Annotated in this window: 19 protein-coding genes; 7 read left to right on the top strand and 12 right to left on the bottom strand. The window is 34.1% G+C overall.

The window, feature by feature from the left end:
* Window positions 1–41: 41 nt before the first annotated feature.
* Genes FC091_RS05080 through FC091_RS05065 form a run of 4 tightly spaced genes read right to left on the bottom strand, consistent with a single transcriptional unit; the run spans window position 42 to window position 3868 of the window.
* The gene (locus tag FC091_RS05080) at window positions 42–755 is read right to left on the bottom strand and encodes a fibronectin type III domain-containing protein (RefSeq protein WP_138433191.1); all 714 of its coding nucleotides are present in this window, start codon (window positions 753–755) and stop codon (window positions 42–44) included.
* 59 nt (window positions 756–814) lie between these two features.
* Window positions 815–1438, bottom strand: coding sequence for a hypothetical protein (locus tag FC091_RS05075; protein ID WP_138433190.1), 624 nt, complete (start codon window positions 1436–1438; stop codon window positions 815–817).
* 11 nt (window positions 1439–1449) lie between these two features.
* Entirely contained in the window at window positions 1450–3060 is a 1611-nt protein-coding gene (locus FC091_RS05070) for a hypothetical protein (RefSeq protein WP_138433189.1), read from the bottom strand.
* 28 nt (window positions 3061–3088) lie between these two features.
* Window positions 3089–3868: a hypothetical protein gene (locus FC091_RS05065; protein WP_138433188.1), complete on the bottom strand. Its 780-nt coding sequence runs from the start codon at window positions 3866–3868 to the stop codon at window positions 3089–3091.
* Between the two features lie 68 nt (window positions 3869–3936).
* Between FC091_RS05065 and era the strand changes: the two genes are divergently transcribed.
* On the top strand, window positions 3937–4818 hold the full coding sequence (gene era / locus FC091_RS05060; protein WP_138433187.1) for a GTPase Era: 882 nt from the start codon (window positions 3937–3939) through the stop codon (window positions 4816–4818).
* 1 nt (window position 4819) lies between these two features.
* On the opposite strand, the gene FC091_RS05055 is transcribed toward era, so the two are convergent.
* Entirely contained in the window at window positions 4820–5341 is a 522-nt protein-coding gene (locus FC091_RS05055) for a GTP-binding protein (RefSeq protein ID WP_171032467.1), read from the bottom strand.
* A 158-nt stretch (window positions 5342–5499) separates the two neighbouring features.
* Here FC091_RS05055 and der point away from each other — a divergent pair, with 158 nt between their 5' ends.
* From der to FC091_RS05040, 3 genes are all read left to right on the top strand, one after another.
* Window positions 5500–6804 carry a ribosome biogenesis GTPase Der gene (der, locus tag FC091_RS05050; RefSeq protein WP_138433186.1) on the top strand — a complete coding sequence of 435 codons (1305 nt, stop codon included), beginning with the start codon at window positions 5500–5502 and terminating at the stop codon, window positions 6802–6804.
* Between the two features lie 75 nt (window positions 6805–6879).
* A complete protein-coding gene (locus FC091_RS05045) occupies window positions 6880–7074 on the top strand; it encodes a hypothetical protein (RefSeq protein WP_138433185.1) in 195 nt (64 codons plus the stop codon).
* A 93-nt stretch (window positions 7075–7167) separates the two neighbouring features.
* Window positions 7168–9945 carry an outer membrane beta-barrel protein gene (locus FC091_RS05040; RefSeq protein ID WP_138433184.1) on the top strand — a complete coding sequence of 926 codons (2778 nt, stop codon included), beginning with the start codon at window positions 7168–7170 and terminating at the stop codon, window positions 9943–9945.
* Here the strand turns inward: FC091_RS05040 and FC091_RS05035 are convergent, their stop codons facing one another.
* The 6 genes from FC091_RS05035 to FC091_RS05010 form a co-directional block, all read right to left on the bottom strand.
* On the bottom strand, window positions 9946–10398 hold the full coding sequence (locus FC091_RS05035; protein WP_171032466.1) for a TPM domain-containing protein: 453 nt from the start codon (window positions 10396–10398) through the stop codon (window positions 9946–9948).
* 78 nt (window positions 10399–10476) lie between these two features.
* Window positions 10477–11328 carry a TPM domain-containing protein gene (locus tag FC091_RS05030; protein ID WP_138433182.1) on the bottom strand — a complete coding sequence of 284 codons (852 nt, stop codon included), beginning with the start codon at window positions 11326–11328 and terminating at the stop codon, window positions 10477–10479.
* A gap of 8 nt (window positions 11329–11336) precedes the next feature.
* On the bottom strand, window positions 11337–11774 hold the full coding sequence (locus tag FC091_RS05025; protein ID WP_138433181.1) for a TPM domain-containing protein: 438 nt from the start codon (window positions 11772–11774) through the stop codon (window positions 11337–11339).
* Window positions 11775–11785: 11 nt separating this feature from the next.
* Entirely contained in the window at window positions 11786–12382 is a 597-nt protein-coding gene (locus tag FC091_RS05020; RefSeq protein ID WP_138433180.1) for a LemA family protein, read from the bottom strand.
* 12 nt (window positions 12383–12394) lie between these two features.
* Window positions 12395–12724, bottom strand: a complete 330-nt coding sequence (locus FC091_RS05015) for a MerR family transcriptional regulator (RefSeq protein WP_138433179.1) — start codon at window positions 12722–12724, stop codon at window positions 12395–12397.
* Between the two features lies 1 nt (window position 12725).
* Complete coding sequence (locus tag FC091_RS05010; protein WP_138433178.1) at window positions 12726–13697, bottom strand: M23 family metallopeptidase; 972 nt, start codon at window positions 13695–13697, stop codon at window positions 12726–12728.
* A 231-nt stretch (window positions 13698–13928) separates the two neighbouring features.
* On the opposite strand from FC091_RS05010, the gene alaS reads away from it, so the two are divergent.
* Entirely contained in the window at window positions 13929–16541 is a 2613-nt protein-coding gene (gene alaS / locus FC091_RS05005; RefSeq protein ID WP_138433177.1) for an alanine--tRNA ligase, read from the top strand.
* 36 nt (window positions 16542–16577) lie between these two features.
* Complete coding sequence (locus tag FC091_RS05000) at window positions 16578–17531, top strand: GSCFA domain-containing protein (protein ID WP_138433176.1); 954 nt, start codon at window positions 16578–16580, stop codon at window positions 17529–17531.
* A 3-nt stretch (window positions 17532–17534) separates the two neighbouring features.
* Here FC091_RS05000 and FC091_RS04995 read toward each other — a convergent pair whose 3' ends face one another.
* On the bottom strand, window positions 17535–17948 hold the full coding sequence (locus FC091_RS04995) for a HEAT repeat domain-containing protein (RefSeq protein ID WP_138433175.1): 414 nt from the start codon (window positions 17946–17948) through the stop codon (window positions 17535–17537).
* Between the two features lie 240 nt (window positions 17949–18188).
* Between FC091_RS04995 and FC091_RS04990 the strand changes: the two genes are divergently transcribed.
* Window positions 18189–18725: a DUF6252 family protein gene (locus tag FC091_RS04990; RefSeq protein ID WP_138433174.1), complete on the top strand. Its 537-nt coding sequence runs from the start codon at window positions 18189–18191 to the stop codon at window positions 18723–18725.
* Window positions 18726–18727: the final 2 nt, after the last annotated feature.

Raw genomic sequence — 18727 nt, 5'->3', positions numbered from 1 at the left:
ATCTGATTAAATTCGTTATTAAATCTGTTTTAAAATCATTATCATTCACCAACAATTATGGTAACTCTAGCTGTAGCAACAACAGCTTCACAGTTGGCTATTGCATCATCTAAGTAAATTAGCGAACCACTTCCAGTACTAGTATTTGCATGGTAAACACCTGGCGAATATTCTGTTAGATGGCTAGAGCCAGAACCTACATTATTTCCAGTTGGCAAGTTAGATTCTGGTGTCCAAGAATATGTTCTTCCTACATTAGATGGTATAGGGTCTGGAGCATAATCTAAAATTTCTACATGATAGCTAATAGCATCTTCAACAGCATTTATTTCAAAATAATTAACTATGCCATAACCGCCTGCACCTTCCCACCATCTGCATTCAATATCTACCTCATAAATTATTACCTCAGGTTCTGTTGTAAAAAAGTATGATGCTTGTGATGTACCGCCATTGCCGTCTCTTGCTTCGACATAGCCTTCGTATAATGTTTCAGGTTCTAGACCTGAAAAGCTATAGGATAAAGTCGTTCCTCCGGATGCTATTTCTTGTCCTTCTAAAATTATAGCATAGGTAACATCGTCTCCATCTGGATCTAGAGATTCGGTCCATTCTATCGTTGCACCATCAAATCTAGTTTCTATTGTATTTGCTGAGAAAATACCTGGAGCTGTATTGTTTATATCATCACCATTATCAGAACATGTCATTAATAGAAATGCTAAGAGAATAAAAAGGTAATTGTGTTTTTTCATAATGATTGATTTTGAGGTTTATTTTCTTTCTTTTTAATCGAAAAGTGCTAATAATGTCATCATAATTTCTTTTTTGAGATTGTGTTCTTGCCAAACCAGGTACCTCCAATAACCAATAATAAAATACCAGACAGTTGCACGAAGTTAAAACTAGAAGTTGGTGCATCCATATCAAATTCAAAAACAGATTTTCCATAAGCGTCCTTATCTACTTTGATGTTTTTGGCATCATTTGGAAGTTCAATTATGAAGGTCTGTTGTAGGTTGCCACTATATTCAATAGGACTACTTACTAACATATACTTGTTTTCTGTTAATTCAGTAAGCTGTGCATTTTTTTGGTCAGTATCTACGATCCATTTTCCACGTTTGTTAATTTCACATACTCCATAAGCATTAAGGCTAAGGTTAAAAGAACGGTTCATATCGTCTTTGTCTAATTTAAAATCATCCAAGAAATAGGCTGGCATAGAGCGTTCTATATCGCGTTTTAATGCTGAAGGGTTATTACCGTAGTTACTGTTCCATACCTGCCATTGTTGGGCATTCATAGTCATGGAAACCGTTAGTTTAGCATTACCAATAGAGTCTATTCGCATTTCTATTTTTTGCTGAGATTGAGCATTACTGTTTGTACTGAAAAACAATATGCAAACGATTATGATTTTTATTAAAATTTTCATGATGATTAGATTTATTGGATACTGTTATACACTTGATTAATTATTCCTGAATTTTGATTGTATAGGTAATCTGGTGCACCTACGGCCACAATTCTGATGCCTCCCTGTCGTCTAACGGCTTTACCAATCCAATTGAAATTTCCATTGGCAGAATAGGTTACTCCAGAGATGGAATTCCCATTGATTTGATATTGCATTTGCATACCAAAGTTTGTTAAATATTGGTTGACGGTAGCCATACCTTGTTGAGTGTTGGAAACAGGAATATCATAAATTGTAACTGTTGTCATTTGGTCTGGTGCTACAACCTGTGCAGTAACAATTGGTATTTGCGGAACGGGATTCATCATGGTTTGCCAACCCGCTGGTATTGAAAAAGAAAGCGGATTATTTGTACGAAGGTTGTTATCGGATAATCTAATGTCATTTCCTTGGTTATTGGAGCTTACTTGCTGTCCACCAGACCAAGACGCCACGATATCATCTACTTTTTTTCGCATAAAATCATTATCCTTTAAATCCATAGAAGTTACGCCTTGATTATTAACATTATGAATATCAACAAAGGTATATCTTGGATCTCCCATTTGTGCATACTTCATAAACTCTTGCAACTGCTCTTGTCCTTTCTTAAAAGCAGCTTCAGCACTTGCTATTCCGCCTAAACCTTCACCATTAATTCCTGTAGCTTCAATAGCATAGTATTGGCCGTTCATTCTAAAACCTGGATAGGCATGTCCTGGGATAAAAAATATTACTGGATCTATCCCAGCATTAGATAAAATGCTTGCATATAGGGTGCTTAATTCTATACACAAGCCTGTGTTGCCAGTGATTACCTCGCGCGGCAATCTTACTTGTTGCACTAAAGACTGCACATCTTCGGTACTTTTTGGTACACCTTTAGTACTGCTGTACACCATATGCGATAGTCTTGTGGCTTCATAGATGCCCATTAAAAACCTAACAGCATCCTTCTCGCTTTTAGAGATGCCTGCCGCTTCTCCTTTTAATATTTTTTCTTGAAGATTCTGAGTGTAATATTTTACAACTGGATCATTGGGAGTTACAAAACAGGCAATAAGAGCATCATTATCATAGATGTCCGCATAAGAACTTATTTCTTCTGCTTTAATTCCTGTGTACACATACTCATTTCGGTTAGTGAGTTTAAATGTGAAATCTTCCTCTATCACATCATCCTCAGCGGCACCATCCCAAGAAATTTCTATTTCTGCCTTTTCAACAGATTCAGTAGTTTTCTCGGTAATTTCATTTTTAAATTTTGGGTAGCACGGCACTACTAAGGTTTGCCCAGGAAACATCTCACCAGAAACTGTTAATTCTGTCCACTCGATGTAATTTGGAATACGATACTTAACTGTTACATCTTCTAAAGTTTCAGATGAATTATTTGTGATTTTTGCTTTAAAGAGGTAGTATTTCCCATCCATAGCTTCTGGGTTAGAATATACTCTGTGTGCGGCAGGCATTATAAAGGCAGATTTCTCAATGCTAATGTCAATATCATCAGCATTCCCTTTTTTAGATCCAAAAAAGCTAAAAGCGGTTAGAGCAAGACCGATTAAGAATACAGCTAGTGGTACGGCTAGTTTTTTCATTGTTAAAATAGTTATTTGTGATTATTTGTTACGGTACGTTAGGATCGTTATCATCAGGATCTCTTAGAATATCAAATCCATCCATGTCATTATCTACAATACCACCACTTTCGTTAACGTAGAGTTGATAGTTAATAGGTAAAAATGTATTGGCAACTTGAGCATCGTATTCAGCTTCTGGTGCAGTAACTACAGAAACTGTAATGTAAGTTGAGCTTGCAGCATAAGTTGTAATAACCCAAACTTGTGCTATACGACCATCAAAGCGAAGCAGTCTCGCATTAAATTCCATGGGAATTGTAGCAAAAACCTGCTGTTTGAATTCCGAACAAAGGACTTCTGGAGTACCATTAAAATTATAAAAATTGAACATGGTATCAATCTCATTGGCTATAAAATTTTGAGATGGAATTTGTTGTCCAATCACTGAGCTCAAAGGTACCCAACGAAAGAGAACTTCATTATCATTTCTAAATACATTAACACCAATGGTTTGGGTTTGCGGATCTGTTAACTCAAAAGCAGTAAAGCCTTGTGGAATGGTGAAACCTAAGAGTGGTTGTAGGCTATGGATAAATTGCTGACCTGGATTTTGAATTATAGGTACCTGCGATAAACCAGTTGGTCTAGCATTGGCGAAATCCCAATATAAACCCGTGTAACCTACAGCATTGATACATGAGGATTCGCGATTGTCAATATTCTGGGTATTGTTGTTGTCATCCGACGAGCAGGCTGTTAGAACACATATTAAAATTAATAAGATTAGGGTTTTAAAGCGATACATAAGAAATGGTTTTTGATTCATTTCTTATGTATCGTCGTTATTTTAAAATGTCATCATTAATAATATTACCTTTGTTAAAATTTTAATACATGCATAAAGCTGGTTTTGTAAATATTATTGGTAATCCAAATGTGGGTAAATCTACCTTAATGAATGCTTTTGTTGGAGAAAAGCTGTCCATTATAACCTCTAAAGCACAAACGACTAGACATAGAATTTTGGGAATCGTCAATGGTGAAGATTTTCAAATGTTGTTAAGTGATACTCCAGGCATCATGAAACCAGCTTATGAGTTGCAAGCCTCTATGATGGATTTTGTGAAATCTGCTTTTGAAGATGCTGATGTATTGATTTACATGGTAGAAATAGGCGAGAAGGAACTTAAGGATGAAGCCTTTTTTAAGAAAATTACCAACTCTAAAATACCAGTATTATTACTGCTGAATAAAATAGATACTTCTAATCAAGAACAACTAGAAGAACAAGCAGAGCTGTGGCAGAGTAAGGTGCCAAATGCTGAGTTTTATCCAATTTCTGCACTTAACGGATTTAATGTTAAGAACGTATTTCAAAGAATTATTGAATTATTACCAGAGTCTCCACCATTTTATCCTAAAGACCAATTAACAGATAAGCCAGAACGTTTTTTTGTTAATGAGGCTATTAGAGAAAAAATATTGCTTCACTATAAAAAGGAAATCCCATATTCTGTTGAAGTAGATACTGAAGAGTTTTTTGAAGAGGAAAATATCATCAGAATTCGTTCTGTTATTATGGTAGAACGCGATACGCAAAAAGGAATTATTATTGGTCATAAAGGTTCAGCTTTAAAACGTGTTGGAGTAGAAGCCAGAAAAGATTTAGAAAAGTTTTTTGGTAAGCAAATTCACTTAGAGCTGTATGTAAAGGTGAACAAAAACTGGAGATCTAATCAAAAACAATTAAAACGTTTTGGTTATAACCAAAAGTAGTTTAGGTTATAGCGTGTATATCTTTACTTCGCAACGTATCTCGCATAAAGTGGTGTAGCTGATGCATTTGCTCCATACCAGCTTTTTTACCAAGTCTTCCACTAAAATAAAGAGCAAACCATACCACTACCATAAGTAAGGTAACAAAAAGTTGTATGGCAAAACTACTTCCTAAAGACCAATTAACGTAAGCCCAAATTCCAAAGCCAATAAAGAAACCAGCAACAGCAAAATGAAGAAACATAAACATGGTCCAAACCGTTGGGTTAGGACCAAATAGACCATAAATGGTACTTAGCTGTTTATTGTCATAATCCTCATTAATTTCAAGATGTAACTGTGGAGACCAAAAGTGCTGCTTAGCTTTAGGTATCTTTATAAACACATGGTCATCAACACGAGTCACGATAAATTCAGATTGACTTTTCCCTTCTTTTTCAAATAGTGACAGCAGGCTTTCATTGCTATGACTAACATTGAATTTAAATCGAGGTCTTAAAACAATTTCGTTAGAAAGTTCCATTGCAAAAAGATATAAGAACCAATGTACATATTTTCTTGGTTAAACTCAAAACTGAATTTCCAATTCCGAATTCGGAAATCATAAATAGTAAATCTAAAATTAAACCCTACCTTTGCTACCGCTTACAGGATATGTAATGCAGATTAAATAAAAAATTTATGGGAAATATAGTTGCAATAGTAGGAAGGCCAAACGTTGGTAAATCAACATTTTTTAATCGCTTAATTAAAAGACGCGAAGCTATAGTTGATGCCGTTAGTGGTGTAACAAGAGATCGTCATTATGGTAAAACCGATTGGAATGGAAGAGAGTTTTCTATCATTGACACAGGTGGATACGTAGTGGGAAGCGATGACATCTTTGAAGCCGAAATTGATAAGCAGGTAGAGCTAGCAATAGATGAAGCTGATGCTATCATTTTTATGGTCGATGTAGAAACTGGTGTTACTGGTATGGACGAGGATGTGGCTAAACTATTGCGAAAAGTGGAAAAACCTGTTTTCCTTGTTGTAAATAAAGTAGATAATAATAAACGTGCAGAGGATGCTGTTGAATTTTATTCGCTTGGTTTAGGTGACTATTATACCATTGCTAGTATAAATGGTAGTGGAACAGGTGATCTGTTAGATGCTGTTGTGGAAGCCTTGCCTGAAAAGGAGGACATTGAAGAAGAGGAGTTACCAAGGTTTGCTGTTGTAGGCCGTCCTAATGCTGGTAAATCATCATTTATAAATGCTTTAATAGGTGAAGATCGCTATATCGTTACAGATATTGCAGGTACAACAAGAGATTCTATAGATACCAAGTATAACCGTTTTGGATTTGAGTTTAATCTGGTTGATACTGCTGGTATTCGTCGTAAATCTAAAGTAAAGGAAGATTTAGAGTTTTACTCTGTAATGCGTAGTGTTAGAGCTATTGAACATTGTGATGTGTGTTTATTGGTTTTAGATGCAACACGAGGGTTTGATGGACAAGTACAAAATATTTTTTGGTTAGCTGAGCGCAACAGAAAAGGAATTGTAATCCTTGTGAATAAATGGGACTTGGTTGAAAAAGATAATAAAACTGTCAAGGAATTCGAAAAGCATATAAAACAAGAAATTGCTCCTTTTACAGATGTGCCAATAGTATTTATTTCGGTATTGAATAAACAACGTATTTTTAAGGCTATAGAAACTGCTGTTGAGGTCTATAAAAACCGAACTAAACGCATTAAAACAAGTGTGCTAAATGAAACACTGTTGCCAATTATAGAACACAACCCTCCACCTGCTTACAAAGGAAAGTATGTGAAGATAAAGTATATAATGCAGTTGCCAACTCCACAGCCTCAGTTTGCATTTTTCTGTAATTTGCCTCAATATATAAAAGATCCATACAGGCGATTTTTAGAAAACCAATTAAGAGATCATTTTGATTTTACAGGCGTGCCAGTAAGCGTGTACATGCGTAAAAAGTAGTATCTTTACTTTGCTATGATAAAGCTTGTGCAATACTGGTTTTTGTTGTTTTGCATTGCTAACTGTTTTGTTGGTATGGCACAGAGTCCTCCGCAGATTGATTTTGAAGGCGAACAACTATACTGTGGCGAAGCACCAATGCCTATAATTACAGATATTAGTATAAGTGGAGGAGAAGTAACTTTAGATGAGATTTTTGTTCAGATTGCTACAGGTTGTAATTTAGCTGACGGAAGAACGTTTAAGGGACACTTTGCATTAAAACGTTAACTGAATTTTATTATTCTTTTAAGAAAATTCATACGATTTATGCTTTAATTGCGTTAAAGCATTAGCTGTTACATTAACCATCAATCAATCTCTATGAAAAAACTAAGTTTAGTTTTTGCACTAATCTTTACATGTTTTATATTCTCTCAAGAAAAAACTTTTGAAATCACAGGTACACTCATCGCCGAAGACTCTAATCTACCCATAGAATCTGCAACTATTTACTTAGAACGAATTAAGGACAGTAGCGTTGTTACTTATACCATTTCAGATAAAAATGGTTTTTTTAAAGTAGAAGGAAGAACCTTTGATGATCAACTTAATTTCTTTGCTTCTTATGTAGGTTATGGTACTTATGTAAAGAAAATAGATATTGATAAGGATAAAATAGACTTAAAAACTATCTCTATGCAGTTAGATAATCAACTCAAAGAAGTACTTATAAAGTCTACTGCCCCTATAACCATAAAAAAAGATACTCTAGAATTTAATGTAAAGTCTTTTAAAACAAAGAGAGATGCTACAGTAGAAGATCTTTTAAAAAAATTACCAGGAGTAGAAGTAGATGAAGAAGGTAAGATAACAGTAAATGGTAAAGAAGTGAATAAGATTTTAGTAAATGGAAAACCGTTTTTTGGTGACGATCCAACTATTACTACAAAAAATTTAACCAAAGATATCGTAGAAAAAATTCAGATTGTAGATACTAAGACCAAATCTGAAGCATTCTCTGGTGAAGCAGGAAATAGCGAGAATAAAACCATTAACCTTACCATAAAAGAAGAGAATAATAAAGGTGTTTTTGGTCGTGTTGCTGCTGGTGCAGGAACAGATGAGCGCTACGAGTACGCAGGTATGGTCAACTTTTTTGACAATGACAGACGACTGAGTGTACTTTCTGGTGGAAACAATATTAATTCACCCGGATTCAGTTTTGGTGAGTTAAATAAAATGTTTGGTGGTGCTAATTCTATATCTATAAATAGCAACGGTTCTTTTAACTTTGATGGCAGATCTTTTGGTGGAGGGCAAGGTATTACAACATCCAGAAGTACAGGGTTAAATTATGCAGATGTTATTGGTGAAACCGTAGATGTTTCGGCAGATTATTTTAATTCTTCTAGTAATTCTGAGAATGAAACCTTAACAGAGCGTGAGACAATTTTGGCAGACTCAAGGTTTTTTACAAATACAAGATCTAAGTCAAATAATGATACAGACAGCCATTCGGCAAATCTCGAATTTGAAATAGAAACAGATTCTACATTTCAACTTAATATAGAGCCTTCGTTTGGATATTCTAAAACCAGAACTTTTTTTAATAGTAATGACGAAACCTTAGATGAAGACTTTGTGCTTACCAATCAATCTTCGGTTAATTCTGATGTAGAACGCTATGCTCGCGATTTTTCCGCAGATATCTCGGCAACAAAACGATTTGGAAGCAGAGGTGCGTTTATAAGGGCAGAGATAGGAACACAAGTAAGTAAGCAAGAAAGTGACGATTTTCTCAATTCGATAGCAGAGATTTTTGGTACAAATCCTGAAACAATAATAAGAGATCAGTTTACAGATGGTGTAAATGATAGTTATGGTTTTTCGACAGAATTAACCTATAGACTACCAATTATAGCTAAAAAGTTATTTCTAAATTTTGAGTACGAGTATTCAAGAGATAAAGAGAATAACAGACAGAGCACTTTTGATTACAATGAGATTTCGCAAGGTTTTGATGATTTTAATACTGCCTTAAGTACCGATTTTGAATATACAGATTCAAGAAGTATACCTAGAATTGGTGCAACCTATAGCGGAGAAAAATTCTATTCAAGATTAGATATAGGTTATAATATTCGTACCTTAGAAAATAACGATTTATTACGTCCTCAGTTTAATGTAGAACGTCAATTCAAAAATTTACAAGCGAGTTATAGAGTAAACTATAGATTCAGCCCTAAGGCATCAATTTATGGTAGTTATTGGCTTAGAAACAATCCGCCAGCTTTAAGACAGCTACAGGCATTTACAGATGTATCTAATCCTCTAAGTGTTATAATTGGTAATCCTAACTTAGAGCCTTCAAACAGACATAGTTTTTATGCAGGTTATAATGGGTTCGATTGGCAAAAACGAACAGGATTTTATGCCAATATAAATGCTAATTTCACAAATAATCAAGTGGTTTCTAAAACGGTTATAAATCCTGAGACTTTAGTAAGAACAACAACGTATGAGAATGTTGATGGTAATTCTAATTTTGGTGTGTCTGCGACATATAGCAAAGAAATAAAATTAGACACCTTAAAATCTGTAAAGTTCAACTTTCGGACACGCTACAACAGAAGTAAAAACATCAACTTTAATAATGATGTACAATATGCAAGTAGGGTAAATACAATTACTCCTAGATTGGGAGTGGATTTTATCTGGAATAAGGTGATGGAAATAAAGCCATATTACGAGATTAATATATCTAACAATTCTTATGATATTGATGCTTTTGAAGATAGAAACTTTACACGCCATAACGCAGGATTAAGAACAGCAACATATCTACCCAAAAAGTTTGAATGGGAAAACGATATTAGATTTAATTATAATCCAGACGTTGCTGAAGGATTTCAAAAAAGTGCTTGGTTTTGGAACTCATCCTTAACCTATAGCATTCTTAAAGATAAAGGCTTGATTTCTTTAAAGGTATATGATTTACTTAACCAAAACACCAATGCAAGACGTGTAGCAACGCAAGATTATATACAAGATTCTCAAAGTACAGTCTTAAGACAATACTTTATGCTAGGTTTTAGTTATAAGTTTAATAGCTTGGGCTCAAAAGGAGAAACTAGTGATGACGATTTCTTTTTATTCTAGTTAATTCCACAACAAAAAAAGTGAGTCTATAGCTTTGTTAACACCATCATAGTATTTGTTTTCTTTAAACTTAGGGATCATAATACTATCTATTATGATTTTACATTCATAGTCTGAAATTGTTTTTTCTGTGCCTAAACCAGTATTGATAGCAATTTTTCTATCATACTTAGAAATTGTAATGAGCAGCCCATTATCTTTTTCCATAGTGCCAATTCCCCAAGAATTTGACACTTCTTTACCAAACTCCATGATATTCATATGTTTTGGGATAGAATCTACAGTTAGAATAACAGTTTGATTAATAGTTTCCTGTTCAAAAAGAATTATTTTATTAGTTAACGAATCTTGCTGTCTTTTAGAAAACAATTCAGCAGTATCATAAACTACATTTTCATTAAGGTTTTTAGGTGTATCTGTAATAAGACTCGTTTTAGCTTCCTTGCAATTCAATAGAATAAAAGAAATAAAACATAGAATAAATAACCTGCTGTTTAAAGTCTGAAGCATAAATCTAAAACAATATAAAAATTACCAACCACCAGAGGCACCACCTCCACCAAAGCTTCCGCCTCCGAAGCCACCACCAAAGCCTCCACCACCAAAACTTCCGCCAGAAGAAGAACCACCAAAGATACCTCCTCCAGATGATCCTCGAGAGTAGCTCCCACGTCCCATATTGCTTAGTATTATAGCTTCAAGGATACTTCTGGCATCGTCATCTCTTCGGTTGCCTTTATTGCCACCTCGTCCACCACCTCGTGTTTTTGAGATAGCTATAATAAAAATTATAAAAAAGATAAGTAGTATGATGAAAAAAGCAACCGGAAACTCACTATTGTTACTTTTTCTAGAGCTTTTGTATTCACCTTTCATGACTTCAAAAATGACATCAGCACCTCTGTTTAGTCCACCGTAATAGTCATTGCGTTTAAAGTAAGGGATAATTTCTCTATCGATTATACGTTTGCTTAAAGCATCTGTAAGTAAGTGTTCTACACCTTTACCAGTGTTAATAGCGATTTTTCTATCGTTTTTTGCTAAAAGAATAAGTATGCCATTATCTTCCTTTTCTTGTCCGATTCCCCATTTTTCGCCCCATTGTGCACCAAGATAATTTATATATTCTCCTTCTGTAGAATTAATTATTACAACTACAATTTGTGTTGAGGTTGTATCGGAATATCGTATAAGTTTATCTTCTAAACTCTTTTTTTGAGCAGTACTTAGTAGTCCAATTTCGTCATAAACACTTGTTTGAAATTTAGGGACAGGAGGAATTTCGTATTGGGCTTCAATAAGTTGGCAAGCAAAAAGAAGTGTGAAAAAGCATATCACTTTTAAGCTTAGGGCTAACTGTTTACTGTTTACTAAAAACTGCATACTACATTTTATCCTTTAGAAATTGAATTATCTAATTCGTTATGATCACCATGTTTCCAAGGAAAATGTAAAGCAAGAGCTTTACCAGCTTCAATAACACCATCTATAAGCCCTTGTTTAAAGTTGCCATTTTTAAATTGAAAAACAATCTTATCTCTTGTAGAATTCCAAAAGTCCTCACCAACAATATCATTGATGCCTTTGTCTCCATAAATAACAAAGGCCTTATTGTCTACTGCCACATAAATGAGCACTCCATTCTGTTCCTTTGTGTTGTCCATTTTTAAGTAATGAAAAACTTCCAGGGCATGTTCGTATATATCCATGTTGCACTTTTGTTCTATGTGTACACGGATTTCACCAGAAGTCTCACGTTCTGCAATACGAATAGCTTCAATGATTTCCTGCTCTTCTTGCTGTGTTAGGAAATCTTCAATGTGTGGCATGTTATGAAAGGTTAAAAGTTAAATTCTACATCTGGAACTTTTTCACTTCCAGGATCTGCTTTATATCTAGCCATCTCTTTAAAACCAAACCAACTTGCTAAAAGTTTATTTGGGAATTTAGTTGTGTATATATCATACTTATTTACAGCTTCATTATAACGATCTCTTGCAATGTTGATTCGGTTTTCTGTGCCTTCTTGTTGCGCTTGAAAATCTCTAAATTGCTGAGAAGCTTTTAAGTCTGGGTAACGTTCAAAAGAAGCTATCAATCGGCTAAAAGAACCACTTAATTGACTTTGGGCTTGTTGAAATTTCTCTAAATTTTCTGGTGTTAAATCATCAACATTAATATTCATCGAGGTAGCCTTAGATCTCGCTTCTATAACTTCATTTAATGTTTTTCTTTCAAAATCGGCAGCACCTTGTACTGTTTTAATTACTGTACTATAAAGATCATTTCTTCTTTGGTAAGTACTTTCTACATTAGACCAAGCTGTTTTAGCATTTGCTTCTAGCTCTACTGATGTATTGTTAATGCCAACTGCCCATTGGTAGATACCAAATCCAATTATAGCAATAACAATCAGAGGGATTAACCATTTTTTCATAATTGATAAGTTTTAAAGTTGTGTTTTTATTTTGATAAGCTGTGCTTTTATGCTTTCTAGCTTTTCAATAATTTCAAATTTTTCGAGCGATTGCTTCTTTTCTTCTTTTAGGTGAGTTTTTGCTCCTTCAAGCGTAAAGCCTCTTTCTTTAACAAGATGGTAAATAAACTTAAGATTTTTTATGTCCTCTGGAGTGAACTTTCTATTGCCTTTAGCATTTTTTTTAGGCTTAATAATATCAAATTCCTTTTCCCAAAACCGAATTAAAGAGGCATTCACTTTAAAAGCTTTAGCCACTTCACCAATACCGTAATAGCGTTTTTCTGGTAAATCTATATGCATTTTAATCGAGGGATTGGTTTTCTAGAGAGGCTTTTCTTAGCAATTCATTAAATTCGGTTGCAGATAGGTTGCCATAATAGAAGTTAATAGGATTTATACGTTCACCATCTTTAAAAACTTCGTAATGTAAATGAGGTGCTTCTGAACGACCTGTACTACCAACATAACCGATTAAATCACCACGTTTTACACGTTGATTAACACGTACATTATACTTATATAAATGTGCATATAAAGATATATAACCATAACCATGGTCTATACGAATGTGTTTACCATAACCAGAAGAACTATTATCTGCACGTTTTACAATGCCGTTTCCAGTAGCATAGATTGGTGTCCCTCTTGGTGCTGTAAAGTCCATCCCAAAATGGAACTTTCTTGCTTTAGTAAAAGGGTCTGTTCTGTAACCATAACCTGAAGCCATCCGCGTAAGGTTTTCATTTCTTACGGGTTGTATGGCAGGTATGGCTTCTAAAAATTTTTCTTTGTCTTCAGCTAATTTTGCAATTTCATCTAATGATTTAGATTGTACAACAATAGCTTTTTCTAATATATCTAAGCGTTTGTTACTCTCTGCAATAAGTTGAGAGTTGTCATAGCCTTCAAATTTTTTATAACGGTTCACACCACCAAATCCTGCGCGTCGTTGTTCTTCAGGAATAGGATTAGCTTCAAAATACAATCTGTATATGGCATTATCGCGTTCTTCAACATTTTCTAGAGCTGCAATAGCATCATCCATACGTTTGTTCAATAATTCATATTGAATTTGCATGTTTTGAAGCTCTCGCGCCAACTGACGCTCTTTAGGAGATTCAATGTATTGGCCTGCAATAAAGACGAATAAAAAGGCAAAAAGTGCAGAGGCTACTAAAAAGACAAAAGCGTACTTAAATGTTGTGCGCTTTTTTCGCTTTATCTTACGATAAGAAAGCGTCTCAGCGTCATAATAATATTTTACCTTAGCCATGTTCTAATTTATACTATTTTTGCAGCAATTACACTAGTGTAACAGCTTAATTACATTAGTGAAACGACCAAACCTACAAAAATATTTTCATTACAAATTTAATAAAGTAATGAAATATATTTGTAGAAGGTTTTCTCTGACAAAAAAATTATATTAAAAATTAGCAGAGAAAAGATAAAAAATTGTTTTGCATTTGCGACAATAACATAATAATTAGCATAATTTCAGTATATGACGTCTCAAGATATTCGTTCTAAGTTTTTAAGTTTTTTTGAAGGTAAAAAACACCTTGTAGTGCCATCTGCACCAATGGTCTTAAAAAATGACCCTACCTTAATGTTTGTAAATTCTGGTATGGCACCTTTTAAAGAATTTTTTCTTGGTAATAGTGAACCAAAAAATAACAGAATTGCAGATACTCAAAAATGTTTAAGAGTTTCTGGTAAGCATAATGACTTAGAAGAAGTGGGTTACGATACGTATCATCACACACTTTTTGAAATGCTTGGTAACTGGAGTTTTGGAGACTACTTTAAGAAAGAAGCCATTGCTTGGGCTTGGGAGTTACTAACCGAAGTTTATGGTATAGACAAAGGTATTTTATATGTCACTGTTTTTGAAGGGAGCGATGATAGCGATAAACTAAAAATGGACCAAGAGGCTTACGATATTTGGAAACAATACATTTCTGAAGATCGTATTCTTATGGGAAATAAGAAGGACAATTTCTGGGAAATGGGAGACCAAGGACCATGTGGACCATGTAGTGAAATCCACGTAGATATTCGTTTGGCTGAAGAAAAAGCTAAAGTTGATGGTAAGTCTTTGGTAAACATGGATCATCCTCAGGTGGTAGAAATCTGGAACTTGGTATTTATGCAATACAACCGTAAAGCCAATGGATCTCTAGAAGTACTGCCAAATAAGCATATCGATACAGGAATGGGCTTTGAACGTTTGTGTATGGTGTTACAAGGCGTGCAATCTAATTACGATACAGATGTGTTTACACCAATAATTCGTGAGATTGAAACCATTACCAACAAGGATTATGGTAAGGATGAAAAAATAGATGTAGCCATTAGGGTTATTTCAGACCACGTAAGAGCTGTAGCGTTTTCTATAGCAGATGGTCAGTTACCAAGTAACACAGGCGCAGGTTACGTTATACGTCGAATTTTACGTAGAGCAGTGAGATATGGTTTTACATTTTTAGATAAAAAAGAACCATTTATTTACCGTTTAGTAGATGTGTTGAGCAAAAAAATGGGAACTGCGTTTCCTGAGATTAAAGCTCAAAAACAATTGATTGAAAACGTAATTAAGGAAGAAGAAGCCTCTTTTTTAAGAACACTAGAGCAAGGTCTTATTTTGCTGAATGGTATTGTTGAAGAAACAAAAGGCGATACAGTTTCGGGCGAGAAGGCATTTGAATTGTACGATACTTATGGTTTTCCTATAGATTTAACGGCTTTAATTTTATCTGAAAAGAATTTAAAATTAGATGAAAAGGGATTTGAAGAACAACTTCAAATTCAAAAAAATCGTTCGCGTAAAGCAAGTGAAACTTCTACTGAAGATTGGACGATTTTAGTTGACGATGCTGAGCAAGAATTTATCGGTTATGATGCGCTTGAAGCAAATGTAAAAATTACACGCTACAGAAAAGTCACTTCAAAAAAAGAAGGTGATTTGTATCAGTTGGTGTTTAATCTCACTCCATTCTATGCAGAAGGAGGTGGACAAGTTGGTGATAAAGGGTATTTGCAAGACAATCATGGAGATACAGTTTACATCGTAGACACCAAGAAAGAGAATAACGTCATTATTCACTTTACTAAAAATTTACCAGACGATCTTAACGATACGTTTAAAGCTGTTGTAGACCAAAAACAACGTTTTAGAACCGAGTGTAACCATACAGCAACACACTTATTGCACCAAGCATTAAGAGAAGTGTTAGGAACACATGTTGAGCAAAAAGGATCTGCAGTACATTCTAAATATTTACGATTTGATTTTTCTCATTTTTCTAAACTAACAGTTGAAGAATTAAGAGATGTTGAAAACTTTGTAAATGCACGTATCGACGGAAAATTAGCATTGGAAGAGCAAAGAAATGTACCAATGGATCAAGCAATTTCTGATGGCGCAATGGCGCTTTTCGGTGAAAAATATGGCGATACAGTTCGAACTGTGAGATTTGGACAATCCATAGAGCTTTGTGGAGGTACACATGTGAAGAATACAGGAGATATTTGGCATTTTAAAATTGTATCTGAAGGTGCAGTTGCAGCCGGAATTCGCCGTATAGAAGCAATAACTTATGATGCTGTTAAAGACTTTTATTTTGAAAATAACAGAGCGTATTTTGAAATGAAAGATCTATTAAACAATGCTCAAGAACCTGTAAAAGCACTTCAAAATTTACAGGACGAAAATGCGAGTTTAAAAAAGCAGATAGAACAATTATTAAAGGATAAAGCTAAGAACTTAAAAAGTGATCTTAAAAATGAAATCACAGCGCTTAATGGCGTGAATTTCATTGCCAAAAAAGTAGATTTAGATGCTTCTGGTATTAAAGACTTATGTTTTGAGTTAGGCGGTGAAGTAGATAATCTTTTTGCTTTGTTTGGCGCAGATAATAACGGAAAGGCACTCTTATCTTGCTACATATCTAAAAACCTAGTTTCAGAAAAAGATTTAAATGCAGGTCAGATTGTTAGGGAATTAGGTAAGCACATTCAAGGAGGAGGCGGAGGCCAGCCTTTCTTTGCAACAGCAGGTGGTAAAAATCCTGCAGGTATTGAGGAGGCTTTAGAAGCTGCAAAGAATTATCTATAGTTGTCATCCTGAACTTGTTTCAGGATCTCATAATTTATGAAGCTACAAACCAACATAAAACTACAAAAACAACCACATCATCAAATAGATTACACGTCTAGATTGATGTTGTTAGGCTCATGTTTTTCTGAGAATATTGGTAGTAAGTTCGAGTATCATAAGTTTCAATCAGAGGTAAATCCATTCGGTATTTTATTTCATCCTATGGCTATAGAAAACCTAATCACTAGAAGTATAAACGAAGATTTTTATAGTGACCTAGAGATTGTAAGTCAGAATGAAATTTATAGCTGTTTCGATGCGCATTCAAAATTAAATACGCTTTCTAAATCACAATTACTTAAGAGTTTAAACACGCAATTAAGTGAAACATTAGATCAGGTTAAATCTGCATCGCACATAATAATTACACTTGGTACAGCTTGGGTTTATAGAAATAAAGCAACTGATAAAATTGTTGCTAATTGCCATAAAATACCTCAAAAACAGTTTCTAAAAGAGTTGATGTCTGTTGAAGATATTGTTGCCTCATTAGAACGTATAATTGCTTTAGTACGAAGTGTAAATCCAAAAGTCAATTTCATTTTCACGGTATCTCCAGTAAGGCATCTCAAAGATGGTTTTGTAGAAAACAATAGAAGTAAAGCCCATTTATTGTCAGCAATTCATCAGATTATAGAGCCCAGAAATCAACTGTTTTACTTTCCATCGTATGAAATTATGATGGACGAATTGAGAGATTACAGGTTTTACAATCAAGATATGATTCACCCAAATGATTTAGCGATAGACTACATTTGGGAAACGTTTAAAACCGTTTGGCTAGCGGAAGATGCCGTAGAAATCTCAGAAAGGATAGCTAGTATTCAAACTAAAAAAGCGCATCGTCCGTTTAATCCAAATTCTAAAGCACATCAAAATTTTTTAGATAATCTTCAAGAAGAGATAGCACAGATTCAGAAAGAATTTCCTCATATTAAATTCGATTAAATATTACCGAATAGGTAGTTTCAATCTTTCTTTTACCATCTCAAAAGACTTTTTGCTTGCACGTTCCCAACGATAAATGTTATACTTTTTTGTTTTTGTGTTGTTTTGTTTTTCCTCTTTTTCTCGAAGTATTTTAAGCCAATCAAAACGTTTTCTTACAATTGATTTAATCAATTCATCACTGTTTTGTAACTGTTCTAGTGTGTTTAGGGCAGCAATAGATACATTTTTAATTTTGTCATCAATAGCAATTAATAATACAGGAATGGAAGAAGGTTGACCAACAAATTCTAAAGCTTCAGCAGCTAGCTGCCTTGTTTTATAATTGCCATGAATTAATGCATATTCTAGCTTATTAACCGAGTTTGTACCAATCCAATAGTTTATAACCTTCTCTGAAGGTTGAGAAAGTTTCATTTTTAATAACCAATATGAAAACTGATAAAACATAACTAACATTTTTGGTTAATTATAGGTAGTAGATTCCTGAGTTTTGTTACATAAAGATTATCAAATATAAGGCTGAATAGTTTCGTTTTAACAATTTAAATAATTAAAAATCAGTGTTTTGAAAAAACATACGTAATTCATCGTATGTTTTGCCATCATCTTATTGTTGAGATTTGCCTCAGAATTAACCAATAAATTAAATCAACAATGAGAACTTTAAAAAACTTTATGTTATTAGTATTGACATTATCATTAGCAACATTTACATCATGTAGCAGTGATGATGACGGTGGAAATGGTGGTAATGCTCCATCAGGAACTTTAGTCGCAAAAGTAGATGGTACAAACTACGAATCTTGGGAAATATCTTCTTCAGCTACTATAGCAAACAACGGAAATAACTTAATAATTATAGCTTCTAATAGCGATGGTAATGCGTTTTCGTTTACAATTTGGGGTTATGAAGGTGTAGGAACTTATGATTTAGACGGTTCTAACATTAGTAACGTAAATGTAGCTTCTTACACAGAAACTGATGTAGATCTTAATAATCCACAAAATTCAACTACAGAAATTTGGCAAGCACCATACGATAATTCTATGGTAGGATCATTAAGTGTTTCTGAAGAAACAGATGATAAATTAATAGGAACTTTTGAGTTTACCTGCAAAAATCTTAATGGAGATCAGTCTGTAAAAACAATCACAGATGGTTCGTTTAATCTGAATAAACAAGTTCAGTAATA

It is taken from the genome of Winogradskyella algicola (genome assembly GCF_005869935.1).
GTDB classification, from domain to species: Bacteria; Bacteroidota; Bacteroidia; order Flavobacteriales; family Flavobacteriaceae; genus Winogradskyella; species Winogradskyella algicola.
This window is presented reverse-complemented; position numbering and strand designations above follow the sequence as displayed.

Coding starts and splice junctions, on each gene's coding strand:
- FC091_RS05080 (WP_138433191.1), bottom strand. CDS start 755: ATGAAAAAACACAATTACCTTTTTATTCTCTTAGCATTTCTATTAATG.
- FC091_RS05075 (WP_138433190.1), bottom strand. CDS start 1,438: ATGAAAATTTTAATAAAAATCATAATCGTTTGCATATTGTTTTTCAGT.
- FC091_RS05070 (WP_138433189.1), bottom strand. CDS start 3,060: ATGAAAAAACTAGCCGTACCACTAGCTGTATTCTTAATCGGTCTTGCT.
- FC091_RS05065 (WP_138433188.1), bottom strand. CDS start 3,868: ATGAATCAAAAACCATTTCTTATGTATCGCTTTAAAACCCTAATCTTA.
- era (WP_138433187.1), top strand. CDS start 3,937: ATGCATAAAGCTGGTTTTGTAAATATTATTGGTAATCCAAATGTGGGT.
- FC091_RS05055 (WP_171032467.1), bottom strand. CDS start 5,341: ATGGAACTTTCTAACGAAATTGTTTTAAGACCTCGATTTAAATTCAAT.
- der (WP_138433186.1), top strand. CDS start 5,500: ATGGGAAATATAGTTGCAATAGTAGGAAGGCCAAACGTTGGTAAATCA.
- FC091_RS05045 (WP_138433185.1), top strand. CDS start 6,880: ATGGCACAGAGTCCTCCGCAGATTGATTTTGAAGGCGAACAACTATAC.
- FC091_RS05040 (WP_138433184.1), top strand. CDS start 7,168: ATGAAAAAACTAAGTTTAGTTTTTGCACTAATCTTTACATGTTTTATA.
- FC091_RS05030 (WP_138433182.1), bottom strand. CDS start 11,328: ATGCAGTTTTTAGTAAACAGTAAACAGTTAGCCCTAAGCTTAAAAGTG.
- FC091_RS05025 (WP_138433181.1), bottom strand. CDS start 11,774: ATGCCACACATTGAAGATTTCCTAACACAGCAAGAAGAGCAGGAAATC.
- FC091_RS05020 (WP_138433180.1), bottom strand. CDS start 12,382: ATGAAAAAATGGTTAATCCCTCTGATTGTTATTGCTATAATTGGATTT.
- FC091_RS05015 (WP_138433179.1), bottom strand. CDS start 12,724: ATGCATATAGATTTACCAGAAAAACGCTATTACGGTATTGGTGAAGTG.
- FC091_RS05010 (WP_138433178.1), bottom strand. CDS start 13,697: ATGGCTAAGGTAAAATATTATTATGACGCTGAGACGCTTTCTTATCGT.
- alaS (WP_138433177.1), top strand. CDS start 13,929: ATGACGTCTCAAGATATTCGTTCTAAGTTTTTAAGTTTTTTTGAAGGT.
- FC091_RS05000 (WP_138433176.1), top strand. CDS start 16,578: ATGAAGCTACAAACCAACATAAAACTACAAAAACAACCACATCATCAA.
- FC091_RS04995 (WP_138433175.1), bottom strand. CDS start 17,948: ATGAAACTTTCTCAACCTTCAGAGAAGGTTATAAACTATTGGATTGGT.
- FC091_RS04990 (WP_138433174.1), top strand. CDS start 18,189: ATGAGAACTTTAAAAAACTTTATGTTATTAGTATTGACATTATCATTA.